The organism is Devosia sp. Micro-HW1 (genome assembly GCF_056341075.1).
The window spans coordinates 2,288,319-2,315,000 of record NZ_CP094375.1 but is presented as its reverse complement, the minus strand read 5'-3'; the positions used below and the strand labels follow the sequence as shown (position 1 = coordinate 2,315,000).

Below are 26,682 nucleotides of genomic sequence, written 5' to 3'. Positions count from 1 at the left end.
AGACGCTGCTCAACCTGTTCAAGAACGCCTTCACGATCTTTCTTGCCGGTATCGGGCTGATGCTGGCCCTGGGACAGATCGGGGTGAACATTGCCCCGCTCCTGGCTGGCGCGGGTGTGGTGGGCCTGGCCATCGGCTTTGGCGCGCAAAAGCTGGTGCAGGACATCATCACCGGGATCTTCATTCAGTTCGAGAACATCATGAACGAGGGCGATACGGTGGAAGTGGCCGGCAAGACCGGCGTCGTGGAGAAGCTCACCATCCGCTCGGTGACCCTGCGCGACATGTCGGGCACGGTGCATCTCATCCCCTTCTCGTCGGCCGATCAGGTCAGCAACATGATGCGCGGCTACTCGTTCTACGTGTCGGAGATCGAGATTGCCTATGACGCCGACATCGAGGGCGCCAAGCAGGCCATGCGCGATGCCTTCGCAAAGGTCATGGATCGTCCCGAATTCAGCGAGGTCATCCTTGACGATCTCGACCTGCAGGGCCTGACAGCCATTACCCCGACCTCGGTGACGCTGCGCTCGCGCATCAAGACCCTGGCCGGCAAGCAATGGGGCGCCGGACGCTATTACAGCGAAGTGCTGATGGCGCTCTTTGCCGAGCGTGGCATTGATACGCCGACATCCAAGGTGCGCTATGTTCCCGGCCGGGGCGAAAGCCGCCCGCAACTGGAGCCGCCTCCGCCCATCGGGTGACCGGCACCACTGACACTGATGTGATCGGCCTGTCCCTGCGTGCCTTAAGGGCATCTTAATCGGATGCATTAATGCTTTGATACGAACGCGACCGCTGGCCGGCGCATGATGCCTGCCACTGGCGGCAGCGGCGAACCCGGATCATGCCCGATGCAAGGCGGCCCAGCGCGATCGTGACTTTCATGTAGCGTATCACGAGGCCCGACATGACCCGACCCGGCGGATTCCCGCGCCCAGGTAAGACAATCGCAGCCTTGGCCATGGCCATGCTGGCAGGTTTCGGCCTGGCTGGCCCCTCCCTGGCCAATAGCGCCGATTTTGTGCGTGGACTTTGGCCCGAGGCCGAACGCGCCGGTGTGAGCCGCCAGGCTTTCGAAGCGGCTTTTGCCAGCTATAGCCCCATCCCGCAGGTGATCGAGCTGACCGGCAAGCAGCCCGAATTCACCCAGACGGTGCAGCAATATGTCGACAAGCGGGTCACCGCTGCCCAGGCCGCCAAGGGCCGGGCGATGCGTGGAGAGTGGGCGCAGACCCTCGCCGGGGCGCAGCAGCGTTATGGTGTCCAGCCCGAAATCGTGCTCGCGATCTGGGGCATGGAAACCAATTTCGGCGGCTATATGGGGGGCAACAATACCATTCATGCCCTGGCCACGCTGACCGAGAAAGGGTATCGGGCCGACTTCTTCCGCTCCGAACTGGTCACCGCCCTGCGCATCGTTTCGGACGGGCATATTTCGCCCAATGCCATGGTCGGCTCCTGGGCCGGCGCCATGGGACATACCCAGTTCATGCCCTCGAGCTTCATGCGCTATGCGGTCGACTACAATGGCGACGGGCGCAAGGATATCTGGAATTCGGTGCCCGACGCGCTCGGCTCGACCGCGAACTATCTCAAGAGCTTTGATTGGCGTCCGGGCGAGACCTGGGGCTATGAGGTGAAGATCCCCAGCGGTTTCAATTTCGCGGCGGCCCGTGACATGGGCAAGGCGCCGCTGAGCCAGTGGCAGGCCATGGGCATTACCCGCGTGTCCGGCAGCGCCTTCCCGCGCCCCAATGATGTCGGCCGGCTCTATATGCCTGCCGGTGCGGCTGGCCCGGCCTTCCTGTTGCTGCCCAATTTCGATGTGATCAAGCGCTACAATAATTCGGACTCCTATGCCCTGGCGGTCGGTCACCTTGCCGACCGCATCCTGGGTGGCGGCGGTTTTGCCACGCCCTGGCCGGCCGGGGACTACGCGCTCAACAAGGCGCAGCGTGGCGAGCTGCAGGCCCTGCTCGGACGCGCCGGCTACGATGTCGGCACGGCCGATGGCGTGATCGGACCCAAGACGCGGGCCGGCATCGTCGCCTACCAGCAGGCCGCCGGACTGCCCGCTGACGGACATGTGTCCGGACTGCTGCTCGATCGGCTCAAGCGCTGAGAGTTTGTTAACCTTTCGTTAACGAACTCGGCGCAATCTTTGCGGGCTTAAGTAGAGGGCAGGTCAGCGACCAAGATTGGCGCGCCTGCCCTCGCCCATTCTGGGCGTCACAAAATCCCCCGCTTCATCATTCATGACGCTCTCCTGCGCCGCTTCAAACATCAGAATTTCCGCCACCATGTTCGCTGTCCGACCCTTCATCTCCGTCCTCCTCGTCCTGGCATTGATCCTGCCCGCCCCGGCCTTTGCCGTGTCGATGATGGATCCCTTCAACCTGCCAGCGGCGATGGATGCCGGGACGTCGAAAGTGGCCGATGGCGTGGCCTATGCCGACGGGCCGCGGCACAAGCTCGATGTCTATGCCCCCGAACAGCGTGGTGCCCCCGCGCCGGTCGTGTTCTTCATCTATGGCGGCGGCTGGAGCCGTGGTGACCGGGCTGACTACCAGTTTGTCGGCCGGGCCCTGGCCTCGCGCGGCTTCGTCACCGTCATCGCTGACTACCGGCTGGTGCCGGAAGTGCGCTATCCGGACTTCCTCACCGACAGTGCCAATGCGCTCAAATGGGTGCAGGACAATATCGCCAATTATGGTGGCGACCCCAATCGCCTGTTCCTGGCGGGCCATTCGGCCGGGGCCTACAACGCTGTCATGCTGGCGCTCGACCCCTCGTTCCGCCAGGAATTCGGCGTCACCATGCCGATCCTGGCCGTCGCCGCCCTCTCTGGCCCCTATGATTTCTATCCGTTCGAATATTTCGAAGTGCAGGAGGCCTTCGGTCAGGCGCCCAATCCGCAGGGGACGCAGCCGATCAACCTGATCACAGCCGAGGCGCCGCCCATGTACCTGGCGACCGGCACCAGCGACCCCATCGTGCGCATGCAGAATACCGACAATTTCGCCGGGCGCCTGCGCGCCCAGGGCGTCTGGGTGACGACCCAGTATTACGAGGGTTTTGGGCATATGGAGCCGGTCATCGCCATGGGCGCCCTGTGGCGCTGGCGCATGCCCGTGCTCGACGACATGGTCGGCTTCTTCCAGCGCTTTGGCGCCTTCCCCAGCGGCGTGCCCTACCTGGCCGTGGCACCCGAGGCACCGCAAATGCTGCCTGAATCGGTGGCGCCGACCGAGGAGGTCATCGACAAGCTCAACGCCATGTTCCAGCCCATCGAGGAGTAGCATTTCCAGCATCCGGGCGTGCGAAACGGCCCGGCGATAGTGCCCCGAGTCCTCAGGAACGATTTGCCCTATCGGGCCGGGTCGAAGGGTGACGATCGGCCGGGGTGAGGGGCCTTGTCGCTGACAGTTGCTACGCCACCGCGGTCACCGGCTTGAGCAGTCCGCACGTCCGGCCGCAGGGGGATGGGCTATGGCGCTGGATCAATGACCACCGAAGCCGCGGAGCGCCTGCTGGGGCCGTGAAAGACGGCTTCGATATTGTTGCCGTCGGGGTCGAGCACGAAACAGGCATAGTAGCCGGGGTGATAGTCGCGGGGGCCGGGGGCGCCGTTGTCGGTGCCGCCGGCGGCGAGGGCAGCCTTGTAGAAGGCGTCGACCGTGGCCTGGTCTTTCGCCTGGAAGGCCAGGTGGACATGGCTGGGCATGGTTCTGGCGTCGGCGGCATCGACGAAGAGCTCGTCCACCTGGAACCAGCCATCGCCCTTGGCGGTGATCGGAATGCCGAGCACGGAGAGGCACTTTTCGTAGAAATAGCGGGTATTGGTGATGTTGCGTGCGCGCAGATGCACGTGATCGATGAGCCGGCCAGTGTGGTATTGCATCTTCGTAATCCTTGGTTCCGCCGGAGAGGGGCGGCAGGGGTCGCGACAGTCAGGACCGCGTCAGGCCCCGGCGTGGAACCCGGCCTGCGCCGGGGTGACAATTGTGTGCGGGCAGGCATTCGAGCGCCGCACGCAAAAAGACCGTCCGGCACGCGTGCCGGACGGTCTTTTCAACTGGCAGAAAAATCCGCGGTCACTCGGCCTCGTCGGCCGGGGCCGAATTCAGCTGGCCGTATTTTTCGGCGCCGATCTTGTCGAGCAGTTCGAGCTGGGTCTCGAGGAAGTCGATATGGCCTTCCTCGTCGGTCAGTAGTTCCTCGAAGAGGTTCTTGGAGACATAGTCGCCCAGCTCTTCACAGAGCTCACGGCTGGCCTTGTAGGCCTTGCGGGCGTCATATTCACCGGCGAGATCGGCCTCGAGCACTTCCTTGATGGTCTGGCCGATGCGCAGGGGCGCAACACGCTGCAGATTGGGATGACCTTCAAGGAAGATGATGCGTTCGATCAACCGGTCGGCGTGATGCATTTCCTCGATGGATTCGGCGCGCTCCTTGGCGGCGAGACGCTTGTAGCCCCAGTCGTCCAGAAGGCGATAGTGCACCCAATATTGATTGACTGCGCCGAGTTCGAGAAAGAGGGCTTCGTTAAGCCGCTCGATGACTTGTGCTTCGCCTTTCACGACGTACTCCGTTCCGTTGCTTCTTGAGCTTTTCCAGCCCTGTCTGGAGCTGAACCAGTTCAGCGGGCTGATGGGCTTGCTGTGCGTGATAATTTTCGGTGACGCGGACGATAATGTCCACCACATTCGGCACACAGCCCGAGCATTTCGCGCGACGGTTGAGTTCGGCGTAAACCTTGGCAGGCACAACGAGTTGCCAGGGATCTGCCTGGAGCAGATCGAGCACGATGTCCTCGATCTCCTTGGAAGTGATCATGTTGCACTGGCAAACAAGCATAGCGGGGCCGTCAGGTTCTCAACGGCCCCGTTAAACGCCGCTCATTCCTGAATGTCAACGTCATAAATTGTCGCAAAGAACGGCAGCCCGGGGTGAAACCCCGTGTGTCGCGCCAGCGTATATTGAGGACATAGACGCAGGAGCGACCCATCAGCATCACAGATTTGATCAGCGCCATTGTGCCCAAGGATAGAGGGGTGCGGCGGATCGCGCGGGACCTCGCCTATGGGCCGCAAGCGCGGCAGAAGCTCGACATCTATGCGCCGATAGCCGGCCAGGCCGTGGCGCGGCCGGTGATCGTGTTCTTTTATGGCGGTGGCTGGACCGATGGCACGCGCCGCCAATATGGCTTTGCGGCCCACGCCCTGGCGTCGCTGGGTTATGTCGTGGTGGTGCCCGACTATCGGTTGGTGCCGGAGGTCGAATACCCTGGTTTCGTTGAGGATTGTGCGCGCAGCGTGCGCTGGGTGCATGACCAGATCGACCTGCATTGCGGGGATCCCAACCGGATCGTTCTCATGGGTCACTCGGCTGGCGCCTACAATGCCGCCTCGCTGGCGCTCGACGGCCGGTGGATCCAAGATGCAGACGTGCAGTCGGCGATCATGGGTGTCATCGGCCTTTCGGGCCCTTACGATTTTCACCCCTTCGACGGGCCGATTTCCCGTCGCGTCTTCGGCGCTGCCGAAGATCAGCTCGCGACGCAGCCCATTGGTCATGTGTCGGAAGAGGCGCCGCCCACGCTGCTGGTCACCGGAGGTCGCGACGAGTTGGTGCTGCCCAAGAACAGCATCAATCTGGCCGCAGCGCTCGAAAGCGAGGGGGCTGTGGCACGGCTGCGGACCTATCCACGCCTGCGCCATGCCGGGACGCTGTTTGCCCTAAGCCTGCCCTTGCGCTGGCTCGCGCCGGTGCGCCGGGAATGCGCGGATTTTCTCAGCGCTGTTACAGTTCGCTAGACCCCGGCTTGCGAACCGGCGCCACCGCCTGACGGTGCCGGGCGGCAAGCACCGCGGCCGAGGCGGCGGTGCGATGGGCCGAGGAGAAGAATTCGCGATGGGCCAGGATCAGCATGGTGATGATGCAGGCGACGACGCCCAGCCATTCTGAGACGAACCAGGCGATGGTGGCGACGGAGAAATAATAGGCGCGGATGCCGGAATTGAAATTGCGCGCGCCCAAGGCATTGATCTGGGCGATGGCTTCAATTTCTTCTTCGGAGGTGACCCGATCGTGGTCGATCGCACCGAGCATGATGCAGAAATGGTTGAACTGCCGGAGCGAGAGGGTGAAGGCAAAGAAGGCCAGGACGAACATGACGAGCATGACGCCCAGATGGAGCTGGACGTCGAGCTCGGTATAGGTGCGGTCGAGCGAGAGGGAATCGAGCGCGCTCATCAGCGCCGGCAGCTGGCCATAGACGGCGAACACGGCCAGCACCAGCAGCACGGCCGTGGACGCCAGAAAGCTCACCGACTGCATGATATTGCCCGAGAGAATGGCGTCGAACGGGGTTTCGCGCCGCGTCGCATTGGCCACCCAGCGGCGGCGCTGCATGTTCATGATGACCGACAGGGAGGGCCTGAGCTTTTCGACCTGCGGCACAATGATATTGTAGGCGATATAGGCCAGAAGCGGGGCAATCGAGGTCAGAAGGGTGGTCACAGATGGCTCCGCCGGGAGATGCTACAGGCCGCGACTATAGCGCCGCGGCCGCGTTTGGCGAGGGCCCCTGTTTGCGCCCGTGCCGGAACCGGCCACCCCTTCCGGGTGAGCATGCGGACGCTCAGATCGGCCGGGGATGAGCGCGGAAGGTGGCGTCGATCTCTGCCAGCACGTCGGGCGAGAGCGTGAGGTCCTTTGCCGCGAGGACATGGGCGAGCTGGTCGGTGCTGGTGGCGCCGATAATGGTCGAGGTCATGAAGGGGCGGCTGCGGCAGAAGCCGATGGCCAGATGCACGGGATCGAGCCCATGGCGCGCGGCAACCGCGTGATAGGCGCGGGTGGCGGCTTCGCTATATTCGTTGATGCGCCAGAACCCCTTCTGGAAATCCTTGCGGCTCCCCCTGGGCGTGGCGCCATCGAGATACTTGCCGGTCAGCATGCCGCCGGCGAGCGGCGAATAGGCGAGGAGCCCCACATCCTCGTGGTGGCTCAACTCGGCCAGGTCATGATCGAAGATGCGGCGGAGGAGGCTATATTCGTTCTGCACCGAAACGACCCGCGGCAGGTCGTGCTGTTCGGACAGTTTCAGCCACTGGGCAATGCCCCAGGTCGACTCGTTGGACAGGCCGAACTGGCGGATCTTGCCCTCCCCGACCATGTCGCCCATGGCGCCGAGCACGTCCTGCATGTTGGCAAGGGTCGCGGCCCTGTCCTGTTTCTCCGGGGCGAAGCGCCAGTAATTCTCGAAATTGTAGTGGCCGCGGCTGGCCCAGTGGATCTGGTAGAGGTCGATATAGTCGGTCTGGAGGCGACGAAGACTGCCCTCGACCGCCTCGCGCACCGAAGCGGCGTCCGGGGCGCGGCCACCTCGGATATGGGCACTGCCGCCACCGACGATCTTGGTGGCCAGCACCCACTTGTCGCGATCGCCCTCGCGCGCAAACCAGTTGCCGATGATCTCCTCGGTGCGGCCGCTGGTCTCGGGGCTGCCGGGCACGGCATAGACTTCGGCCGTATCCATGAAATTGATGCCGGCATCGCGCGCCATGGCGATCTGGGCGTGACCCTCGGCCTCGGTATTCTGGCTGCCCCAGGTCATGGTGCCCAGGCAAATGTCGGTAACCTGGATGTCGGTGCGGCCAAGGGTGTTGAAATGCATGAAGAAAAATCCGTGTGGGGAGCAGGATGGGCGATCTGGCGCGGACCCTAGACGAGGTGGCGCTGGTATGGAAGTGGTCCAGCGGCATTGACCGATGAAAGGGTTTATCCACAGGCCGCGGCACGGTTTGACGCGGCATTCGGCGCAGCGTTCAAAAAACCGTCACGGAAGGCTCAAGAGGGGTTGAGGTCTGGGCGCTCTCCCCCTATATAGCCGTCACACCGCGCCGCAAGGCCAGTGTTTGACGCGGGATGGAGCAGCCCGGTAGCTCGTCAGGCTCATAACCTGAAGGTCGCAGGTTCAAATCCTGCTCCCGCAACCAAAGAGGCCCAGTGAACCAGCCGGTTCGCTGGGCTTTTCCTTTGGCTCCAAGCCTTCAGCAGGCCACGACGTTGACGGCCAACCCGCCGAGGCTGGTTTCCTTGTATTTTTCGTTCATGTCGTGGCCGGTCTGGCGCATGGTCTCGATACAGGCGTCGAGGGGGACGGCGTGGGTGCCGTCGCCTTTCAATGCCAGCGAGGCGGCGGTGACGGCCTTGACGGCGCCGAAGGCGTTGCGCTCGATGCAGGGGATCTGGACGAGGCCCCCGACCGGATCGCAGGTCATGCCCAGATGATGTTCGAGCGCGATTTCGGCGGCGTTTTCGACCTGTTCGGGCGTGCCGCCCATAATGGCGCAAAGGCCGGCGGCGGCCATGGCCGAGGCGGAACCGACTTCGCCCTGGCAGCCCACTTCAGCGCCTGAGATCGAGGCGCGGTGCTTGATGATGCCGCCAATGGCGGCGGCGGTGAGCAGGAAATCGCGGATGGCGGCGTCGCCGGTGCCGGCATTGAACTTGACCGCATAGCGCAAAACGGCGGGGATGACGCCGGCCGCGCCATTGGTGGGCGCGGTGACGACGCGGCCGCCGGCGGCATTTTCCTCATTGACCGCCATGGCAAAGACCGAGAGCCAGTCATTGGCCATCAAGGGGTCAATCTCGTTGCGCTGCCAGCGTTCGGCCAGCTGCGCGTGGATGGCGGCGGCGCGACGCCTGACCTTCAGACCGCCGGGCAGTTCCCCGCGCTGGTCAAGGCCGCGGTCTATGCAGCCGGACATGACCGACCAGATGGTATCGAGGCGGCGATTGAGTTCGGCGGGCGAGAGGCGCGCTTCCTCATTGGCGCGCTTCATGGCGGCAATGGAAAGCCCTGAGCGCCTGGCCATGTCGAGCATTTCGCGCGCATCGGCAAAGGGCCAGGGCACGTCGGCATCGGCAGGAGAGGCGTGGCGCAGCGCGTCCAGCTCTTCGGCGGTGACGACAAAGCCGCCACCGATGGAGAAATAGACGCGGCGCAGCAGCAGCTGGCCGTCGGTGTCGAAGGCGGAAAACTGCATGCCATTGGGATGGCCGGGCAGGGGTGTCTGCTTGTCGAGCACGAGATCGACGGCCGGCCGGAAGCGATAGGTGCTGTGGCCGGGAGGGGAGACCGTGCCGGTCTCGCGCACGCTGGCAATGATGGCGTCCATGGCGTCGGGATCGACGGTTTGCGGGTTCTCTCCGGCGAGACCCAGAATGACGGCGCGGTCACTGCCATGGCCAATGCCGGTAAAGGCGAGGGAACCATGCAGGCTTGCCGTGAGGGCGGCGGGGCGGGCCTGGGCGGCGCGCGGCCAGTTGCCGGCGCCCAGGTCGTCAAGGAAGCGGCGGGCCGCGGTCATCGGTCCCATCGTGTGGGAACTCGAGGGGCCGATGCCGATCTTGAACACGTCGAATACGGACAGGAACATGGGGCCATCATAGAGGGGATGGCGTGGTGTGCAATCGGGGATGCTTCTGCCCCCTGCGCACCCTCCCCGACCCTCTCCGCCAAGGGGGATGTTGCATCGGGTGTGGGAAGAGCGGTGAGAGGGGAGGAAGCAAGCGGTCGATTGTTTCGCATCGGGCAACAGTGCGTGGCGTGGCCCGCGCATTGCCCGGGCGGTGAAATCGGCCAATATCGGGGCAAAGGAGATTGCCATGTCCCGCTATCAGTTCCGCGACGATCCTCAAGTCGATCCGACCGCCCCGGTCTTCTTCCTGTTCCACGGCACGGGTGGCGACGAGAACCAGTTCTTCGATCTCGCCGGGCAGCTGCTGCCGGGCGCAAGGCGGGTGGCGCCGCGTGGCGATGTCAGCGAGCACGGGGCGCTGCGGTATTTTCGTCGCACCGGCGAGGGGGTCTATGACATGGAGGACCTGAAAGTGCGCACGGCGGCCATGGTGGACTTCGTGCGCGAACAGGCGGGCGAAGCGAGCCGCGTCATCGGGCTGGGCTATTCCAACGGCGCCAATATCCTGGCGTCGGTGCAGTTCGCCGCGCCCGATCTCTTCGACGCGACGGTGCTGATGCACCCGCTCATCCCTTTCGCGCCGCCCAAGGCGGACTTTGGCGGACGCAGGGTGCTGATTACCGCCGGACGCCGCGACCCCATCGCTCCGGCCCAGGCGACGCAGGCGCTGGCCGACTATTTTGTCGCCAATGGTGCAGAGGCAAAGCTGGCCTGGCACGAGGGCGGGCATGAGCTGCGCAACGAGGAACTGGCGGCCATCCAGGCCTTCATTTGATGAGCTGAAAATGGTCGAGCGTTAACAGGATATTGAGGCGTCTCCGACCACTGTTGCGGGGTGAATTCCGCGCTCAGGACCCTTCGCCATTTCCGGGATCAGACATCGCATAAGCGACACCCTGTCATTGCGGGTATTGCTCTTTGTGCTCCTCGGCCTTGCCGCGGTGGCCGTCCCCGCCTTTCTTGCGTTCAACTGGGTGGTCAATTCCACGGTCATCCAGCTCGGCACGCTGTTTGCGGAAAAGCAGGTGCTCTACGATCGCCATCGCGGCCTCGGCACGCTGGTGCGCGAGGTCTCGCTGGCCGAAACGCTGGCGGGCAGCCAGGCTATCAGGGACTGGGCACGCAATGAAGACGATCCGGAGATGCGGAAACGGGGCCTGGCCGAGCTTGAGCACTATCGGCAGAACTTTGCCGACCGCTCGTATTTCTTCGTCATCGATGCCTCGGGCAATTACTATTTCAACGATGCCGCCAATGCCTATGCCGGCGACCAGCGCCGCTATGCGGTGGAGGCGAGCAATCCGCGCGACGCATGGTATTTCTCGACAAGGGCACTGGGCGAGGGCTGTCATCTCAATGTCGACAATGACGCCAATCTGCGCGTCACCAAGGTGTGGATGAATTGCGTCATCCGCGAGGGCCGCAATGTGCTGGGCGTCCTGGGGACCGGGATCGATCTTTCCGCATTCATCCAGGAAGTGGTCAATGTCCCGCAGCGGGGCGTCATTTCGATGTTCGTCGACCGACAGGGGCTGGTGCAGGCGCATCGGGACGAGAACCTCGTCAACCTGGCCAGCCTTTCGAGCGAAATGCGCGACAAGCGCACTGTGTTTTCCTTGGTCGACAGCGACGCGGACCGGCAGGTGCTGCGGGAACTGCTCCAGAGCGTGACCGCAGGCGGTGCGCTGGCCCGATCGGCCTTTGTCACCATTGGCGGCAAGCAGACGCTTGTCGGGGCCGGCTATCTCGACAAGCTTGGCTGGTACAATGTCACCGTGATGGATCTCGACGCCATCATCGACCGGCGCCTGTTCGTGCCGATCGGCCTGCTGCTGCTGGCCGTGATGATACTGGTGACCGGATTGGCCCTGTTCGTCTTCAAGCGCGCCGTGCTCAACCGGGTGGAGGCGCTGGAGGGCGTGGTGCAGAGCGCCCGTGCCGGAGACTATGGTCCGGCTCTGGGCATGGGCCGGGGTCACCGGGATGAGATCGGGCGGCTCGCCGCCTCGTTTACGCAGATGGCGGCAGCGGTGGACGACAATACGCGGCTGCTCGAGGCGCGGGTGCGCGAGCGCACGCGGGAGCTCGAACAGCTGGCTTCAAGGGATGGGCAGACCGGCATTCTCAACCGGCGCGGGCTCGTCTCTGTTCATGCCGAGGCGGCGGCCACTGGCGGCTACGGCCTGCTGCTGGTCGATATCGACCGATTCAAGTCCATCAATGACCGCTTTGGCCATGCCGCGGGCGACGCCGTCGTGCAGGACGTGGCGCAACGTATCACGCAATCGCTCGGGCGCGGAGATAGCTGCGCGCGCTGGGGCGGGGACGAATTTGTGGTGCTGCTGCCGGGCTGCTCGCCCGAAAGCCTGAGGGCGGCAGCGGCGCGGGTCATGGCCGCCATGGACGAGCGCCCCGTCCTCATGGGCGAGGCTGGCGCGGCGATGGTTTCGGTCAGTGTCGGGGCGTGCCTGGCCGAACGCGGCGACAGCCTCGACGTGGTCACCGACATGGCGGACACCGCCCTCTACATGGCCAAGGCGCAGGGCCGGAACATGATTGTCGTGTTCGATGCCGACCTGATGGTGCCTGCGCGCAAAGCCCGGGGCTGATGACGTTCGTGCGCTGAGCGGCTATCCTCGCCCACCATCAGGATATTCAAGAGGCAGGCATGGTTCGCAACGGGGTATGTGCGGTGATTTTGGTGGGCGGGATGTCGGCGACGCCGTCGGCGCCGGCTCTGGCGGCCAGTTTTGACTGCGCCAAGGCGACGACACCCTTTGAACAGGCCATCTGTGGGGACGCGGACCTGTCCAGGGCCGACGAGCGGCTTGCCAAGACCTATGCCACGGCCATAGGCGGGCTCTCGGAACCCGCCCTTGCCCAGATGCGCACGAGCCAGCGCGACTGGCTGGGCTATGCGCAGCGCGCCTGTACGCGGGACGCGGAACCGCTAAGCTCCGGCAGCTATGACGAGCGGGGCGTCAGCTGTCTCAATGATCTTTTCGACAGCCGCAGCCGGGCGCTCGAGACCAGCCGCATGATCGATGGCGAGCGCTTCTACCCCGTCGCAACCTTTGCGGCCCTGCCCGACCCCTATGAAGCGGATAATCCGGACAGCAGCTGGCCGGTGGCGCAGCACGAATTGTCCATGGTGCAGATCGACAGCGACGAGGGCTATGCCCATGCCTTCAATGACCTGGTGCGCGCCGAAGGCGCGTTCATTTCGGGGTCTGCGGCGGCACAGGGCGCGCCGGAAACCTTGGCCGAAGACGCCAGCAGTGACACGACCAATTCCATCACCGTTGATGAACTGTCGGGCAATCGTATCGCCCTGCTGGTCAACACCTATTGGTATGGTCATGGCGCGGCGCATGGCAATTACACCATCACCTATCGCCACTATCTCAAGGAAGAGGGGCGGTTCCTTGAGGCGCGCGACCTGTTCCAGGGCAAGGGATGGCAGAAGGCGCTGCTGACCCTGGCGGTCGAGGCGGCCAAGGCCGAGCATGGCGACAACCTGATGCTCGACGACACCAGCTATATCGCTGAATCGGTGATCGACCCCGGCCGCTGGGACCTGTCCGATCCCTATGGGCTGGTGATCCAGTTCCAGCCCTATGAAATCTCGGCCTATGCCTATGGCGCGCCCACCGCGCGCATCAGCTGGGAGGCGCTGGCGCCCTATCTTACGGAAAATGCAGACCAGATTCGCTACGGCTGGTAGCGATCAGGCCCGCAGGTCGGCCCATTCGGGATGGCGGCGGAACTGGGCGACGACATAGGAACAGACCGGGGTGATCCTGAAGCCCTCCGTGCGCGCGTCCGATATGGCGGCATTGACCAGTCTGGCGGCTATGCCCCGGCCCTCGAAGGCCGGGGGCACGCCGGTATGGTCGATGATCATCGGGCCGCCCCCGCTTTTGCGGTAGGTCATCTCGGCCTCGGCGCCGGGCGCCAGACGGATGACATAGCGGCCCCTGGTGGGGCCTTCCTCGCGGTGGACTGTCAGTTCGGCATCGATCATCGTTATGGTATCCTTATCTTGGGTCAACTGCGGATCGGGGGATCCGCCAGTTCGGGAAAGAGCGCCCGCTCGGGCAGGAAAGGGTGGACGTCGAGGGCATCCTCGATGGCCTCCAGCGCTTCATCGCGCTTGCCCTGTTCATGCAGGATCAGCGCCCGCCCGGACAAGGCGCCGAAGTGCCGGGGCTCGCGCTTGAGGGTTTCCTCGATGTCGGCCAATGATTCCTCATATTCGCCACGCATGAAATGCGCCGTGGCCCGGAGGTTCCAAGCCTCTGAATAATCGGGGTAATCGGCGACGAGCGCATCGATCAGCGGCATTTGGCTGGCTGGTCCGGCAAAACCGCCGGCAGTGAAGATCTCGTCCACCCGGCCGGCCAGGACCGGGTCGTCGGGCTTGATCCAGATCGTCCAGATCTGGTCGGCCAGGACGCGGGCCTCGGCCTCGCTGGAGGCGGCGGAAAGCTTGTCGAAGAGCTCGTCGAGCTGGGCGGACTGGGCCGCGCTGACCGTATAGGCCTCGGCGAACACCATTGGCGCGGGCGCCGTGGACAGCAGCAGGGTGGCAATCGCGAGACGGGTAAACATGCGCATTTGCATTTGAGTGTGCTCCCATGGTGCCGCATTCGCAAGCATGGGTAATTTGCTAGCAGACTGCTAACGCCTGACAGCGCATTTAGGATGCCACGTTACACCAATGGGGAATGCCGCATGTCGGATCTGCTTCACTACATGATTGCCTCGGGGCCGCGTCCGGTCGCCCCCTTCAGCCATGCCGTCGAAACCAATGGCTTCGTCTTCGTCACCGGACAGATGCCGACCGACCCGGAGGCGCCCGATGCGCCGCTGCCCGAAGGGATCGAGGCGCAGACGCGGCGGGTAATGGCCAATCTGAAAATTGTCCTCGACGGAGTGGGGCTCGGCTTCGAGCATGTCGCCATGGCGCGGATCTACCTCACCCATTTCGAGCGCGACTATTCCGCCTTCAACGCCATCTGGCCGACCTATTTCGTGGCGGGCAAATTGCCGGCACGCACCACGGTCGGGGTGACGGCGCTGGCGGTGGGGGCGCTGGTGGAGATTGATCTCGTGGTGAGACGGGCGTGAGGGGCGGGTAGGACTCGGACACGCCCACACGCCTGATCCGCCCTCGGGCTCGACCCGAGGGCCAGTCCAAGGCCGAAGGTGGCTACGAGTGGCCCTCGGGTCAAGCCCGAGGGCGGTGTTGTGGTGTTGTCAAATCGCGGACGTTTTTCGACCAGCTCCGGGACGGCTCGACGTCAATCGCCCCGCTTCGACAGTTCGATCATGCGTTCGACTGCCAGGCGGGCCGGCGCGATGATGTCTTGGGGAACCGTCACTTCCTCGCTCATCGTATGCAGCGACCACAGGACGTTTTCGAGATTGATGCGCTTCATGTGCGGGCAGATGTTGCAGCCGCGCAGGAAGTCGACGCCCGTGGTTTCCGAGGCGACATTGTCGGACATGGAGCATTCGGTGACCATGACCACGCGCGGCGGCTTGGTGGACTTGACCCAGTCGATCATGGCGGCGGTGGAGCCGGCGAAATCGACGGCGTCGATGACCTCGGGCGGGCATTCGGGATGGGCGATGATCTTGGCCGTGGGATAAGCGTGGCGAAGCTCGGAAATATCCTCGGCGGTAAAGGTCTCGTGCACTTCGCAGGCGCCGGCCCAGGTGATGATCTTCTTGTGCGTCTTCTTGGCCGTGTTGGCAGCAAGATACTGATCGGGGATCATGATGACCGTGTCGCCCTCGACCCGATTGACGATGTCGAGGGCGTTGGACGACGTGCAGCAGACGTCAGTGACGGCCTTCACGGCGGCCGAGGTGTTCACATAGGTCACGACCGGGGCGCCCGGATACTGGGCGCGCATGGCCAGGACGTCCTCGGCGGTGATGCTTTCGGAAAGCGAGCAGCCGGCGCGGCTGTCGGGGATCAGCACGGTCTTGTCGGGGTTGAGCAGTTTTGAGGTCTCGGCCATGAAGTGCACGCCGCACTGGACGATGACCGACTGCCTGACCCTGGTGGCCTCAATGGCCAGCTGCAGGCTGTCGCCCACCACGTCGGCGACGCCGTGATAGATCTGCGGCGTCTGGTAGTTATGGGCAAGGATGACGGCGTCCTTCTCCTGCTTCAGCCGGTTGATCTGGAAGATCAGCGGCGCATAGAAGGGCCATTCCACCTCGGGGATCTTGTCCTTCACGCGGTCGAAAATCTTGTCGGTGGCGCGTTCGACCGATTTTGAGAACTTGAGGTCGAAACTGCCGGCGAGAATGGCGCGGGCTTCCGCCAGGGGCGTCACCGCATTGATCGTCTGCACCATTGGGGGCTCCTCCCGACTGGACCGGGCGGAACCTAGGTATTTTCGTCCGCGATTTCAATGAATGGTCTTGCAGTAAAAACACGGGACGCCTAACGCTGTGCCAATTCCAGCCGAGGACTTTACCGATGCCGCAGGACGCAAACGCCATCCGTTCCATCCTTTCGCTTGCTCCGGTCGTGCCGGTCATCATTCTCGATGACGTGGCGCAGGCTCGGCCCCTGGCCGAGGCGCTGGTCGCCGGTGGACTGCCGGTGCTGGAAGTGACGCTGCGCACGCCCAATGCGCTCAAGGTCATGGAGGAAATGGCCAAGGTGACCGGCGCCATTGTCGGCTCGGGCACGGTGCGCAATGGCGCCCATATGAAGGCCTCGGTCGATGTCGGCTGCCGCTTCATGGTCTCACCCGGCGCCTCGCCGCGCCTGCTCGATGCGGCAGAGGATGTGGCCATTCCGCTCTTGCCGGGCATCGGCACGCCGAGCGAAGCCATGACCGCCGCCGAGCGCGGCTATTCTTTCCTCAAGTTCTTTCCGGCCGAAGCCCTGGGTGGCGCTCCGGTGCTGAAGGCCTTTGCCTCGCCGCTGCCCGACATCACCTTCTGCCCGACCGGCGGCATCGATCCTGTCAAGGCCAAGGTCTATCTCGGCCTGCCCAATGTCATCTGCGTGGGTGGCAGCTGGATCATGCCGGCCGATGCGCTGGCCAGCGGTGATTTCGCGCGCATCGAGGCGCTGGCCCGCGAGGCGAGTGCGCTCAGGGGGTAGGCTGGTTGCCTATGGGTACCCCCACCCAGCCTTCCCCTGACAGGGGGAGGGGCCGGGCTGGTGGTGCTGGCGCGATCGTGCTCCTGACCGTGTTGTTGGCCGCAACCTCTCTGCCAGCACGTGCCGAAACCGCCCATGTGGCGGTGGCGGCCAATTTTACCGCAGTGGCGGAAGAGCTTGCATCCAGGTTCGAGGCCGATACCGGGCACGAGATCGTGCTGAGCTTCGGGGCGACCGGGCAGCTCTATGCGCAGATCAGCCAGGCGGCGCCGTTCGGCGTGTTTCTTGCCGCCGATACGGAGCGGCCGGAACTGGCTATAGGCGAAGGGTTCGCGATCGAGGGCAGTTTCTTTGTCTATGCCGAGGGGCGGCTGGCGCTTTATGCGCCAGGCGCGGACCCCGAGGCGCTGCTGCGGGCGGGCGATTTCGCCAAGCTGGCCGTGGCCGATCCGGAGGCGGCGCCCTATGGCAAGGCGGCGGTAGAAACCCTCGTGGCGCTGGGACTTTATGACGCCATAGAGCCCAAGCTGGTCATGGGCGAGACCATTTCCCAGACCCTGCAATTTGTCGAAAGCGGCAATGCGGAACTGGGTTTCGTCGCGGCGAGCCAAGTGCTCGGCAAGCCCCACCAGTGGCTGGTGCCTGGGGAGCTGCATGCACCCATTGCGCAGGGGGCGGTGCTGCTCACGGCTGGCGAGGGGAATGCGGCGGCGGTGGGTTTCCTTGAGTTTCTGAAATCCGAGGAGGCGGTGAAGGTAATCGAAGGGGCGGGATATTCGGTGCCGTAAGGGACGGGCGGGGAAGCGTGTTGCCGGACGGTCCGACACCCCCACCCTTGATCCCTCCCCACAAGGGGGAGGGAGACGATGAACACCGGCGACTAGTGCCTGCGCCTCCCTCCCCTTGATGGGGAGGGACTGAGGGTGGGGTAACGCAGGAGGCAGAACAGCGGTCCCCGCTTTCGCGGGAATGACCCTGCGAGTATGAACAGAGCATGGACCTCGCCCCCCTCATTTCCCCCATCCTGCTGACCCTTGCTTTGGCGCTGTGCGTCACGGCGATCCTCGTGGTCGTGGCGACGCCGCTGAGCTGGTGGCTGGCGCAGGGCAGGGGCGGTGGACGCGAAGCGGTCGGCGCGGTGGTGACGCTGCCGCTGGTGCTGCCGCCTACCGTTCTCGGATTCTATCTGCTGCTGGCGCTGGGGCCGAACGGGCCGGGCGGATGGATTGCGGGTCTTTGGGGCGCGAGAACCCTGGCGTTTTCCTTTGCCGGGCTCGTCATTGGCGGTGTGATCGCCTCGCTGCCCTTCATGGTGCAGCCGCTGCGCAACAGTTTTGCGGCGATCGAAGGGGAAGTGCTGGAAGTCGCCCAGACGCTGGGCGCGTCGCGGGCGCAGCGGTTCTGGCGCGTAGCCCTGCCGCTGGCGCGGCCGGGCTATCTCGTGGGCGCCATCATGGCCTTTGCCCATACGGTGGGCGAGTTCGGCGTGGTGCTGATGATCGGGGGCAATATTCCGGGCCAGACCAAGGTCCTGTCCATCGCCATCTATGATTTTGTCGAGCGGCTCGAATGGGACAAGGCGCATGTTCTGGCCGGCGGCATGGTGGTTTTTGGGTTTGTGGTGATTTTTGCGACGCTGGTGGTGGGGCGGGGGACCGAGCAAAGGTGAGGTGGCCAGGAAAGACCCCCACCTTACCTCCCCCTGAAGGAGGGGGAGGGGTAGAGAGGCTGGTGGCTCGTTGCATACCGCACCCCCCTCGGGCTTGACCCGAGGGCCAATCGCGCAGTGCAGATCATTGGTGACGCGCACATGCCGGCAGGCCCTCGGGTCAAGCCCGAGGGGGCCCTGTATTGGTGCCGATCAGGTGCCAGAGGCGGGCAGCTGTACGCAGATTGACTGCTAACATGTTAGTTGGTACGGCATGCCCGACTGCATTCCGGAGCGCCCAAAATGACCGCCATCGACAAGGTTCTCACCGTTGAGGAAATGAAGCGTCTGGCGCATCGCCGGGTGCCGAAAATGTTCTTCGACTATGCCGATAGCGGCTCCTATACCGAGGGGACCTATCGGGAGAACGAGAGCGATTTTTCGAAGATCAAGCTCAACCAGAAAGTGGCCGTGAACCTTGAGGGGCGCAATCTCAAGGTCAAGATGCTGGGCCAGGAGATCACCATGCCGGTCGCCATCGCTCCGGCGGCGACCGGCGGCATGCAGACGGCCGATGGCGAGATCAAGGCGGCCAGGGCGGCCGAAAAATTCGGCATTCCCTTCACGCTCTCGACCATGAGTGTCTGCTCGATCGAGGACATTGCCGAGAATACGACGGCGCCGTTCTGGTTCCAGCTCTACGTGATGCGCGACCGTGACTTCATCAATCGCCTGATCGACCGCGCCAAGGCGGCACAGTGTTCGGCGCTGGTGCTCACCATGGACCTGCAGATCCTCGGGCAGCGCCACAAGGATATCAAGAACGGGCTGTCCACCCCGCCCAAATTCACCCCCTATTCGGTCTGGCAGATGATGCAGCACCCGCTCTGGTGCATGCGCATGCTGGGCACCAGGCGCCACACCTTCCGCAATATCGTGGGTCACGTCGGCGGCGATCATGACCTGGCCTCGCTCTCGGCCTGGACCGCCAGCCAGTTCGATCCGACGCTCAACTGGAGCGATGTCAGATGGATCAAGGAGCGCTTTGGCGGTCCTGTCATCGTCAAGGGCGTGCTCGACGCCGATGACGCGCAGGCGGCTGTCGACAACGGCGCCGACGCCATCGTGGTGTCCAACCATGGCGGCCGCCAGCTCGATGGCGCGCCCTCGACCATCCGCGTGCTGCCCGAAATCGTCGACCGGGTCGGAAGCAAGACCGAGGTCTATCTCGATAGCGGTATCCGCTCGGGGCAGGACGTGATCAAGGCCCTGGCCACTGGCGCCAGGTCCACCTTCATTGGTCGGCCGATGCTCTATGGCCTGGGCGCCGGCGGGGAAGCCGGTGTGTCCCGCGTGCTCGAAATCATCCGCAAGGAGATCGACACGACCATGGCCTTGTGCGGCGAGCGCGACATTCTCAATGTCGGGCTGCACAACATCTATTCGAACGACATTCCGCCGAGAAACGCACCGAAGCGGGGGTAACGGCCCAGGACCGGGTCCAACCACTGATCCGTCCTCGCGCTTGACGCGAGGACCACTCGGCACGCCAACTGATGCCATGAGTGCGCTGGGACAGGCCCTCGGGTCGAGCCCGAGGGCGGCGTTGTGATGGGTACGGGCAGGGGAAACTCTCTATGACTCGCGATAATCGGGCGCGGTGGATGATGGGGTCAGCTGCGCGAAAACGGCGTTGGCCAGGGTCCGCAGGTCCGACGGCGATTGCGGGCCGACGATGGTGCAGGTGATGATGTCATTGGCCCAGTAGAGCACATTGTCCGCGCCCAGTTGCACCGTTTCGAGGTCAGGGCCATTCGCGCCGGTGGCAGGGGTGACGTAGAGGGTCAGGCGCTGGCCCGCATCATCCTCATACATCAGCTGGGCCGCACGGCCGCCGGGCACGGCAGGGGCGGGCAGCAGGCGTCCGCCGAGGAAGGTGAGGCCAGCAGCGGCCAGGTCCGGCATGACCAGATCGGTTTCGAGCCGATTGGACAGCCAGGAGGAAAGGTGCTCGGTATCGGCACCGGCGACCTCCACCGCATGGCGGTTTTCGGCCACATAGACGGTATGGGCGCTGACGGCGTCGGCAATGAGCCGGTCGTGCAGCGCCGGCGTCTGCGTCATCGGACGCAGCAGCCAGCCGGCGACCATGCCCACGCCGAGAACCCCGACGATCATGGCGGCACGGGCCATGCCCTGCCGGCGCTGGCGGGACTGCGCCACGGCCAGGCGATGGGGCGAGAGGCGCGGGGGCACCGGTTCGCTGGCGGCTGGCCCATAGAGCGTCCGGATCGCATCGGCCTGGCGCTGGAGCTGGGTGAGCTCAAGCGCAATATCGGGATTGGCGGCCAGATGTGCCTCGATCCGGGCGCGCTCGGCCGTGTCGAGCTGCCCGTCGATATAGGCCATCAAGCTGTCGCGGGTGATCTCGCTCATTTGACGGTCCTCAAATGCGGCTCCTGGGCCGTGCCGGTCAATTGCCTGAGGGTGGCACGGGCGCGGCCCAGCCGGCTCATCAGCGTGCCCAGGGGAATGTCCAGAATGGTGGCGGCTTCGGCATAGGCAAGGCCTTCAAGGGTAACGAGCAGCAGGGCCTCCTTCTGGTCAAGCGGCAGGGTGCCAATGGCGCGATCGAGTTCGACAAGCGCCAGGTGTCCCGGCTGGGGCGCGGGCGCACCAAGGTCCGGCAGGGCGTCGATGTCCAGCGGCTCGCCGCGGCGGCGTTCGCTGCGACGGGCATTGCGGTGCAGGTTGGTCAGGATGGTGAAGAGCCAGGGGCGCAGGGGCCCGCGCGGACGGAAGAGACCGCGGCGGGCGAGGGCGCGTTCGAGGCAGTCCTGAACGAGGTCATCGGCATGGTCGGCACTGCGCGTCAGCGCGCGGGCATAGCGGCGCAGCGCCGGTATGCAGGCTTCAAGCTCGTCGAGAAAATCGACCACTGCCTTCCTCAACCATGGTTCAGCAACCTGGGAAAGCGAGACCCCTCATCCGGCCCTTCGGGCCTTTATCGGCTGCCATCGCTCCACTGGAGCGATGGCGGTCGCCTCGACGTCTCCCACAAGGGGAGAAGGGGAGTCGCGGCAGGCGTTTCTACTCGATGGCAAGATGCCAGACGCCGCCGACGCCGTCACCCTTGATGTCGCCGGCCGCCATGTCCTCGTACCAGTAGTAGAGCGGCCAGCCCTTGTAGGCCCACATGGTCGAGCCGTCGTCGCGGGTAACGATGGTGAAGTCGCCCTCGGGGGCAGCGTCGGCATCGGCCATCAGCGGGGGCCATTTGACGGCGCAGTCGTCGTTGCAGACGCTCTTGCCATCGCCATTGGTGTCCTTGTCGAAAGTGTAGAGCGTCATGCCATTGGCATCGGTGAGCACCATCTTGCCGTCAATGTCGACGGACTTGACGGCGCCACCCAGATAGTCGGCGGCAAAGGCCGGGGCGGCGAAGAGAACCAGCGCGGCGGCGCCGGCCAGAAGCGAAGGCATATGCATGGGAAATTCCTCCGGTTGCGGAGCCGCTCAAGCGGTTCCACCGATACCAACACCGCAGGCGCGCGCTTAATCCCGATCGTGCGCGATTTTTACAGGCGGGCGGCGGTGGGGCGCAATTTGCTATGGGCTGTAACAACATGCTGGACAGGATCGTCGCGGATTGCTTTGTTAGCGCCAAGCATTCCGAGGATCGGCACAGATTCTGGGGTGAAACAAACGACTTGGTCTCTCGGGAGGAAACCCAATGAAAAGACGTGAATTCTTCAAGCAGGCTTCGGTTGCCACGATCGGCGCCGCCGCTGCGGCCACGCTGGCGACCCCGGCGATCGCCCAGGGCAATGTGACCTGGCGCATGGTGACCACCTGGCCGAAGAATTTCCCGGGGCTGGGCGTGGGCGCGCAGCGCCTTGCCGACCGCATCACCAAGGCTTCGGGCGGTCGCCTGACCATTCAGGTCTTTGCCGCCGGCGAAATGGTGCCGGGCCTGCAGGCGCTGGATGCCGTGATCGACGGCTCGGCTGAAATGAGCCACGGCGCTGCCTATTACTGGCAGAACAAGAGCCAGGGTCTCTCCTTCTTCACCGGTGTGCCCTATGGCATGACCAGCCGCGAGCTGACCGGCTGGGTCCGCCACATGGGTGGCCAGGAAATCTGGGACGAAATCTACGACCAGTTCGGCGTGCAGGGGTTCCTGTCGGGCGATACCGGCACCCAGGCCGGTGGCTGGTTCAAGAACGAGCTGACCGGTGTGTCCGACGTGCAGGGCCTGCGCTTCCGCACCCCCGGCCTTGGTGGCCAGGTCTGGGCCAAGCTCGGCGCTTCGGTGACCAACCTTGCCGCCGGCGAAATTTTCGCCGCGCTGCAGTCGGGCACGCTGGATGCCGCCGAATTCGTCGGTCCCTATAACGACCTGGCGCTGGGCTTCTACCAGATCGCCAAAAACTACTACTTCCCCAGCTTCATCGAGCCGGGCCTGGCCACCGAACTGGTTGTCGACAAGGCCAAGTACCAGGCGCTGCCGGAAGACCTGCAGGCGATCGTCAGGGATTGCTGCCAAGCCGAATATGACAATGTAGCCGCCGACTTCGCCGCCAATGACCCGCGTGCCCTGCAGGCCCTGGTCAGCGAGCATGGCGTGACCGTGCGTCAGTTCCCCGAGGAAATCCTCGAGGCCGGCGCCAAGGCCGCGACCGAATTGCTGAGCGAAATCCGCGAAGGCGGCGACGCCCTCACCAAGAAGACCGCCGAAAGCTTCATCTCGGCGCTCAACATCGTGCGTGAAAAGACCGACGGCACCGACTCGCTGTTCCTGGCCGCGCGCCAGAAGTACTTCACGCTGAGCTAAAGCTTATTCGTCCAGCGCGCTCCGGTGCGCTGGACCGAGCAACGATTGGAGACCTCGCTGCTGCGGCAGCGGGGTTTTTTGCTTTTTGGGCGCCCGGTTTCCTGATGAAATGGCCTGCCCCGCATCGCGAGAGGAGAAGCGAGAATGAACGAAGGCCCCGATAGAAGGCAGGTGGTGGTCGACATCACCATTGCAGCCCCCATCGAAGCCGTCTGGGAGGCAGTGCGCGACCCGAAACTGATCGAGACCTGGTTCGGCTGGGATGCGCCCAGCCTTGCGGAAGAGATCAAGTTCATCTTCCTCGACCATGCCAGGCTGGATGCGGCCAGACGGGTGGTGCAGTTCGGCGAGTGGGAGGGGTCGAGCGATGCCATCGAACTCAGCGAAGAAGGCGGCGGCACGCGGTTGCGGCTGATGCGATCGGGCGGCGCCCCGCTCGACTGGGATGGGGTCTACGAGGATATCAGGGAAGGCTGGGTCAATTTCTTCCAGCAATTGCGGCTGGCGCTGGAACTGCACGAAGGCGAAGGGCGGCGGACCATCTATCTTTCGGGTGCGGCAAAGCCCGGCATGGGCGAACCGAGCGCGGCACTTGGGCTTGATGGCCCTGCGGCCTACCGGGCGGGTAGACCCTATACAGCCACGCTGGCGACCGGGCTCAATGCGCGGGGGCTGGTCTGGTACACGACGCATTTCCAGACGGCATTGGTGGTCGAGCAGTTCGGCAACGGGCTGCTTGTCGTTTCCGACATGGGCGTCTCGCCCAAGCGGCCCCATGGCGGCGGGTCGGTGCTGATCACCACCTATGGGCTGTCGGACGGGGAGTTCGAGGCGCTGGAGGCGCGGTGGAAAGACTGGTGGGGGGAGAGGTATGCGAAGGCGGAGGCTTGATACCTCGATCACCCCTGCGTCCCGCCGCCCCATTTGAGCCATCCAGCCATAATGCTGCCAAGTACGGCAATAGCTTTTGGCCAATGGTTGGCAGGACGCGGTGGCGGTGGCGGGTTGTTGATAACCACAACTAGGGGACGACGATTTCGGCGGGAGTAACGGTTGTACTTTCCCATAATTGGGACTCCGAAGGCGTTGAGATACTTACGGCATGACTTAATTTGACGTCGTGAGTCTTGCTCGATCTGCAAGCGCGGCCAGGATTCAAGTGCCCGCCTGTGAACTCTGGGAACAACGGGGAAAGCGCCCCTCTGAGGTGGACTTGTCAGCTGAGCGATTCGCCCTGCGACCACCGTGCATGGCTGACGATTTTGTGGCGGGGTTGCTCGAACGGGCGGGGGATGCTTTAGGAGCGGCTGATTTTTACCGCATGGCCGGGACCCCCACCCAACCTCCCCCTGAAGAAGGGGGAGGGGCGAAGGACCGGTCGTTCAGCAGGCACCACGTTTCATGATCCGTCTCGAATCCATTTCCAAGCAGAACGGCAAGCAGATCGTTTTCATCGAGGCCTCGGCTTCGTTGCAGAAGGGCGAGAAGATCGGCCTTGTGGGGCCCAATGGCGCGGGCAAGACGACGCTGTTCCGCATGGTCACCGGCGAGGAAAGCCCGGATGAGGGCCAGGTCTCGGTCGATCGGGGCGTTTCCATCGGCTATTTCAGCCAGGATGTCGGCGACATGGAGGGCAAGCCTGTCGTTGCCGAGGTGATGAACGGGGCCGGGCCGGTCAGCGAGCTGATGGCCGAGATGGCTGGGCTGGAAGCCGCCATGGCCGACCCCGACAGGGCCGACGAGATGGACGCCATCATCGAGCGCTATGGCGAAGTGCAGGGGCGGTTCCAGGAGCTCGATGGCTATTCGCTCGATGGCCGGGCCCGCGAAGTGCTGGCGGGCCTCGGCTTTTCCAATGAGATGATGGATGGCGATGTGGGCGCGCTCAGCGGCGGCTGGAAGATGCGCGTGGCGCTGGCCCGCATTCTTCTCATGAAGCCTGACGTGCTGCTGCTCGACGAACCGAGCAACCATCTCGACCTCGAGAGCCTGATCTGGCTCGAACAGTTCCTGAAAGACTATTCGGGCGCGCTGCTGATGACCTCGCATGACCGCGAGTTCATGAACCGCATCGTCAACAAGGTGCTCGAGATCGATGCCGGCACGCTGACGTCCTATACCGGCGACTATGATTTCTACCAGAGCCAGCGCGAAATTGCCGATCGCAACCAGCAGGCCCAGTTCGAGCGGCAGCAGGCCATGCTGGCCAAGGAAATCGCCTTTATCGAACGCTTCAAGGCGCGCGCCAGCCATGCGGCACAGGTGCAGAGCCGGGTGAAGAAGCTCGACAAGATCGACCGCGTCGAGCCGCCCAAGCGCCGGCAGGTCATTGCCTTCGAATTCCGCCCGGCGCCGCGCTCGGGCGAGGACATTGTCCGCATCGAGGGCGTCAAGAAGGCCTATGGCAGCCGCTCCATCTATGACGGGCTGGATTTCCATGTGCGCCGGCGCGAGCGCTGGTGCATCCTGGGCGTCAATGGCGCCGGCAAGTCGACACTGCTCAAACTGGTGGCCGGGGCCTCGGAGCCGGATGCCGGCTCGGTGTCGCGGGGCCCCAGCGTCAAGCTCGGCTATTTCGCCCAGCACGCCATGGATGTCATCGATGGTGACATGACGATTTTCCAGACGCTGGAAGCAGCTTTCCCGCAGGCCGGACAGGCGCCGCTGCGGGCGCTGGCCGGATGTTTTGGGTTTTCGGGCGACGATATCGAGAAGAAATGCCGGGTGCTGTCGGGCGGTGAGAAGGCCCGCCTCGCCATGGCCCTGATCCTTTTCGATCCGCCCAATTTCCTGGTGCTCGACGAGCCGACCAACCATCTCGATATCCAGACCAAGCAGATGCTGATCGAGGCGCTGTCCAATTTCGAGGGCACGATGCTGTTCGTCAGCCACGACCGGCATTTCCTTGCCGCGCTCAGCAATCGGGTGCTGGAGCTGACCCCGGAAGGCGTCCATGCCTATGGTGGCGGCTATACCGAATATGTCCAGGCGACCGGGCAGGAGGCGCCGGGCCTGCGGAGCTGACCTCGACGGCGGGGCTAACAGTCTGCTAGATCGGCTCGTCCCCAACCGCCCCAACCCGCAGGTCCTGAAAATCCTCCGTCCCGTCTATTTTGCCTTTGGCTGCCTGTGCGTTGTCCTCGGCATCATCGGTATCTTCGTGCCGCTGATGCCCACGACGACATTCCTCATCCTGGCCGCCTGGTGCTTTGCGCGATCGTCGCGCCGGGCCGAGGAATGGCTGCTCAAGCATCCCCGCTTCGGGCCGACAATCGTGGCCTGGCGCGAGAATGGCGCCATTGCGCGTCGGCATAAACTCTATTCGCTGGGCGGCATGGCGCTGGGTTTTGCGCTGTTTTTCATCACGGCCAAGCCGGACCTGTGGCTGGCGCTAGTGGTGGCGGCGGCGCTGGGAGCCATTGCGGTCTTCGTGGTGACGCGGCCCGAGCCGGCTCCCGAAGCCTGAGGCCGATCACATTTGGGGTCGGGAGCCGGAATCGGCACCCAATATAATATTGTGCAATTGACGGATCCGGCAGGCATGCCCACGGTCGATGTCGAAAAGGCGTCT

At 64.1% G+C, this 26,682-nt stretch carries 28 protein-coding genes and 1 tRNA gene (1 of these 29 cut by a window edge); 17 read left to right on the top strand and 12 right to left on the bottom strand.

The window, feature by feature from the left end:
- The 3 genes from MQW79_RS10990 to MQW79_RS10980 form a co-directional block, all read left to right on the top strand.
- On the top strand, positions 1–704 hold the 3' portion of the coding sequence (locus tag MQW79_RS10990; RefSeq protein ID WP_476584523.1) for a mechanosensitive ion channel domain-containing protein. 1,546 nt of this gene lie to the left of the window's left edge; the window shows 704 of its 2,250 coding nt (coding positions 1,547–2,250); the start codon falls outside the window, past its left edge; the stop codon is at positions 702–704.
- A gap of 260 nt (positions 705–964) precedes the next feature.
- Positions 965–2,125 (top strand): lytic murein transglycosylase, encoded by a 1,161-nt coding sequence (locus tag MQW79_RS10985; RefSeq protein WP_476584522.1) that lies wholly within the window; start codon positions 965–967, stop codon positions 2,123–2,125.
- Positions 2,126–2,303: 178 nt separating this feature from the next.
- Positions 2,304–3,302, top strand: a complete 999-nt coding sequence (locus tag MQW79_RS10980; RefSeq protein ID WP_476584521.1) for an alpha/beta hydrolase — start codon at positions 2,304–2,306, stop codon at positions 3,300–3,302.
- A gap of 188 nt (positions 3,303–3,490) precedes the next feature.
- Here the strand turns inward: MQW79_RS10980 and MQW79_RS10975 are convergent, their stop codons facing one another.
- The 3 genes from MQW79_RS10975 to MQW79_RS10965 all read right to left on the bottom strand — a co-directional run bounded on the left by MQW79_RS10975 (position 3,491) and on the right by MQW79_RS10965 (position 4,860).
- A complete protein-coding gene (locus MQW79_RS10975) occupies positions 3,491–3,913 on the bottom strand; it encodes a VOC family protein (RefSeq protein WP_476588220.1) in 423 nt (140 codons plus the stop codon).
- A gap of 184 nt (positions 3,914–4,097) precedes the next feature.
- Positions 4,098–4,583 carry a bacterioferritin gene (gene bfr, locus MQW79_RS10970; RefSeq protein ID WP_476584520.1) on the bottom strand — a complete coding sequence of 162 codons (486 nt, stop codon included), beginning with the start codon at positions 4,581–4,583 and terminating at the stop codon, positions 4,098–4,100.
- Positions 4,549–4,860 (bottom strand): (2Fe-2S)-binding protein, encoded by a 312-nt coding sequence (locus MQW79_RS10965; RefSeq protein WP_476584519.1) that lies wholly within the window; start codon positions 4,858–4,860, stop codon positions 4,549–4,551. The genes bfr and MQW79_RS10965 overlap by 35 nt, the downstream gene beginning before the upstream one ends.
- A gap of 197 nt (positions 4,861–5,057) precedes the next feature.
- On the opposite strand from MQW79_RS10965, the gene MQW79_RS10960 reads away from it, so the two are divergent.
- A complete protein-coding gene (locus tag MQW79_RS10960) occupies positions 5,058–5,819 on the top strand; it encodes an alpha/beta hydrolase (protein WP_476584518.1) in 762 nt (253 codons plus the stop codon).
- Here the strand turns inward: MQW79_RS10960 and MQW79_RS10955 are convergent.
- Entirely contained in the window at positions 5,806–6,525 is a 720-nt protein-coding gene (locus MQW79_RS10955; protein ID WP_476584517.1) for a DUF599 domain-containing protein, read from the bottom strand. The genes MQW79_RS10960 and MQW79_RS10955 overlap by 14 nt on opposite strands.
- A gap of 121 nt (positions 6,526–6,646) precedes the next feature.
- Positions 6,647–7,684, bottom strand: a complete 1,038-nt coding sequence (locus MQW79_RS10950; protein ID WP_476584516.1) for an aldo/keto reductase — start codon at positions 7,682–7,684, stop codon at positions 6,647–6,649.
- 245 nt (positions 7,685–7,929) lie between these two features.
- Here MQW79_RS10950 and MQW79_RS10945 point away from each other — a divergent pair.
- Positions 7,930–8,006, top strand: a tRNA-Met gene (locus MQW79_RS10945).
- Between the two features lie 54 nt (positions 8,007–8,060).
- Here the strand turns inward: MQW79_RS10945 and MQW79_RS10940 are convergent.
- Positions 8,061–9,455: an L-serine ammonia-lyase gene (locus MQW79_RS10940; RefSeq protein ID WP_476584515.1), complete on the bottom strand. Its 1,395-nt coding sequence runs from the start codon at positions 9,453–9,455 to the stop codon at positions 8,061–8,063.
- A gap of 229 nt (positions 9,456–9,684) precedes the next feature.
- Here MQW79_RS10940 and MQW79_RS10935 point away from each other — a divergent pair, with 229 nt between their 5' ends.
- The 3 genes from MQW79_RS10935 (at position 9,685) to MQW79_RS10925 (ending at position 13,221) form a co-directional block, all read left to right on the top strand.
- Positions 9,685–10,272: an alpha/beta hydrolase gene (locus MQW79_RS10935; protein ID WP_476584514.1), complete on the top strand. Its 588-nt coding sequence runs from the start codon at positions 9,685–9,687 to the stop codon at positions 10,270–10,272.
- 127 nt (positions 10,273–10,399) lie between these two features.
- A complete protein-coding gene (locus tag MQW79_RS10930) occupies positions 10,400–12,106 on the top strand; it encodes a sensor domain-containing diguanylate cyclase (protein ID WP_476584513.1) in 1,707 nt (568 codons plus the stop codon).
- Between the two features lie 101 nt (positions 12,107–12,207).
- A complete protein-coding gene (locus MQW79_RS10925) occupies positions 12,208–13,221 on the top strand; it encodes a lysozyme inhibitor LprI family protein (protein WP_476584512.1) in 1,014 nt (337 codons plus the stop codon).
- 3 nt (positions 13,222–13,224) lie between these two features.
- Here the strand turns inward: MQW79_RS10925 and MQW79_RS10920 are convergent, their stop codons facing one another.
- Together MQW79_RS10920 and MQW79_RS10915 are read right to left on the bottom strand one after the other, a co-directional pair.
- The gene (locus MQW79_RS10920) at positions 13,225–13,521 is read right to left on the bottom strand and encodes a GNAT family N-acetyltransferase (RefSeq protein ID WP_476584511.1); all 297 of its coding nucleotides are present in this window, start codon (positions 13,519–13,521) and stop codon (positions 13,225–13,227) included.
- Between the two features lie 23 nt (positions 13,522–13,544).
- Entirely contained in the window at positions 13,545–14,120 is a 576-nt protein-coding gene (locus tag MQW79_RS10915; RefSeq protein WP_476584510.1) for a tetratricopeptide repeat protein, read from the bottom strand.
- Between the two features lie 111 nt (positions 14,121–14,231).
- On the opposite strand from MQW79_RS10915, the gene MQW79_RS10910 reads away from it, so the two are divergent.
- Positions 14,232–14,627, top strand: coding sequence for a RidA family protein (locus MQW79_RS10910; RefSeq protein WP_476584509.1), 396 nt, complete (start codon positions 14,232–14,234; stop codon positions 14,625–14,627).
- A 173-nt stretch (positions 14,628–14,800) separates the two neighbouring features.
- On the opposite strand, the gene nadA is transcribed toward MQW79_RS10910, so the two are convergent.
- Complete coding sequence (nadA, locus tag MQW79_RS10905; RefSeq protein ID WP_476584508.1) at positions 14,801–15,868, bottom strand: quinolinate synthase NadA; 1,068 nt, start codon at positions 15,866–15,868, stop codon at positions 14,801–14,803.
- 125 nt (positions 15,869–15,993) lie between these two features.
- Here nadA and eda point away from each other — a divergent pair, with 125 nt between their 5' ends.
- The 4 genes from eda (at position 15,994) to MQW79_RS10885 (ending at position 19,762) form a co-directional block, all read left to right on the top strand.
- Complete coding sequence (eda, locus tag MQW79_RS10900; RefSeq protein ID WP_476584507.1) at positions 15,994–16,629, top strand: bifunctional 4-hydroxy-2-oxoglutarate aldolase/2-dehydro-3-deoxy-phosphogluconate aldolase; 636 nt, start codon at positions 15,994–15,996, stop codon at positions 16,627–16,629.
- Positions 16,630–16,718: 89 nt separating this feature from the next.
- A complete protein-coding gene (modA, locus tag MQW79_RS10895; RefSeq protein WP_476588219.1) occupies positions 16,719–17,417 on the top strand; it encodes a molybdate ABC transporter substrate-binding protein in 699 nt (232 codons plus the stop codon).
- A gap of 206 nt (positions 17,418–17,623) precedes the next feature.
- A complete protein-coding gene (gene modB / locus MQW79_RS10890; protein ID WP_476584506.1) occupies positions 17,624–18,298 on the top strand; it encodes a molybdate ABC transporter permease subunit in 675 nt (224 codons plus the stop codon).
- Positions 18,299–18,580: 282 nt separating this feature from the next.
- Entirely contained in the window at positions 18,581–19,762 is a 1,182-nt protein-coding gene (locus MQW79_RS10885) for an alpha-hydroxy acid oxidase (RefSeq protein ID WP_476584505.1), read from the top strand.
- Positions 19,763–19,912: 150 nt separating this feature from the next.
- On the opposite strand, the gene MQW79_RS10880 is transcribed toward MQW79_RS10885, so the two are convergent.
- The 3 genes from MQW79_RS10880 to MQW79_RS10870 form a co-directional block, all read right to left on the bottom strand.
- Complete coding sequence (locus MQW79_RS10880) at positions 19,913–20,713, bottom strand: anti-sigma factor family protein (protein WP_476584504.1); 801 nt, start codon at positions 20,711–20,713, stop codon at positions 19,913–19,915.
- Complete coding sequence (locus MQW79_RS10875) at positions 20,710–21,216, bottom strand: sigma-70 family RNA polymerase sigma factor (RefSeq protein WP_476584503.1); 507 nt, start codon at positions 21,214–21,216, stop codon at positions 20,710–20,712. The genes MQW79_RS10880 and MQW79_RS10875 overlap by 4 nt, the downstream gene beginning before the upstream one ends.
- A 151-nt stretch (positions 21,217–21,367) precedes the next feature.
- Positions 21,368–21,766 (bottom strand): COG4315 family predicted lipoprotein, encoded by a 399-nt coding sequence (locus MQW79_RS10870; RefSeq protein ID WP_476584502.1) that lies wholly within the window; start codon positions 21,764–21,766, stop codon positions 21,368–21,370.
- A gap of 244 nt (positions 21,767–22,010) precedes the next feature.
- On the opposite strand from MQW79_RS10870, the gene MQW79_RS10865 reads away from it, so the two are divergent.
- The 4 genes from MQW79_RS10865 to MQW79_RS10850 all read left to right on the top strand — a co-directional run bounded on the left by MQW79_RS10865 (position 22,011) and on the right by MQW79_RS10850 (position 26,577).
- Positions 22,011–23,111, top strand: coding sequence for a TRAP transporter substrate-binding protein (locus MQW79_RS10865; RefSeq protein WP_476584501.1), 1,101 nt, complete (start codon positions 22,011–22,013; stop codon positions 23,109–23,111).
- A gap of 144 nt (positions 23,112–23,255) precedes the next feature.
- Positions 23,256–24,002 carry an SRPBCC family protein gene (locus tag MQW79_RS10860; RefSeq protein ID WP_476584500.1) on the top strand — a complete coding sequence of 249 codons (747 nt, stop codon included), beginning with the start codon at positions 23,256–23,258 and terminating at the stop codon, positions 24,000–24,002.
- A gap of 510 nt (positions 24,003–24,512) precedes the next feature.
- Entirely contained in the window at positions 24,513–26,135 is a 1,623-nt protein-coding gene (locus MQW79_RS10855) for an ABC-F family ATP-binding cassette domain-containing protein (RefSeq protein WP_476584499.1), read from the top strand.
- Complete coding sequence (locus tag MQW79_RS10850; RefSeq protein ID WP_476584498.1) at positions 26,092–26,577, top strand: YbaN family protein; 486 nt, start codon at positions 26,092–26,094, stop codon at positions 26,575–26,577. Before MQW79_RS10855 ends, MQW79_RS10850 begins: the two co-directional genes overlap by 44 nt.
- Positions 26,578–26,682: the final 105 nt, after the last annotated feature.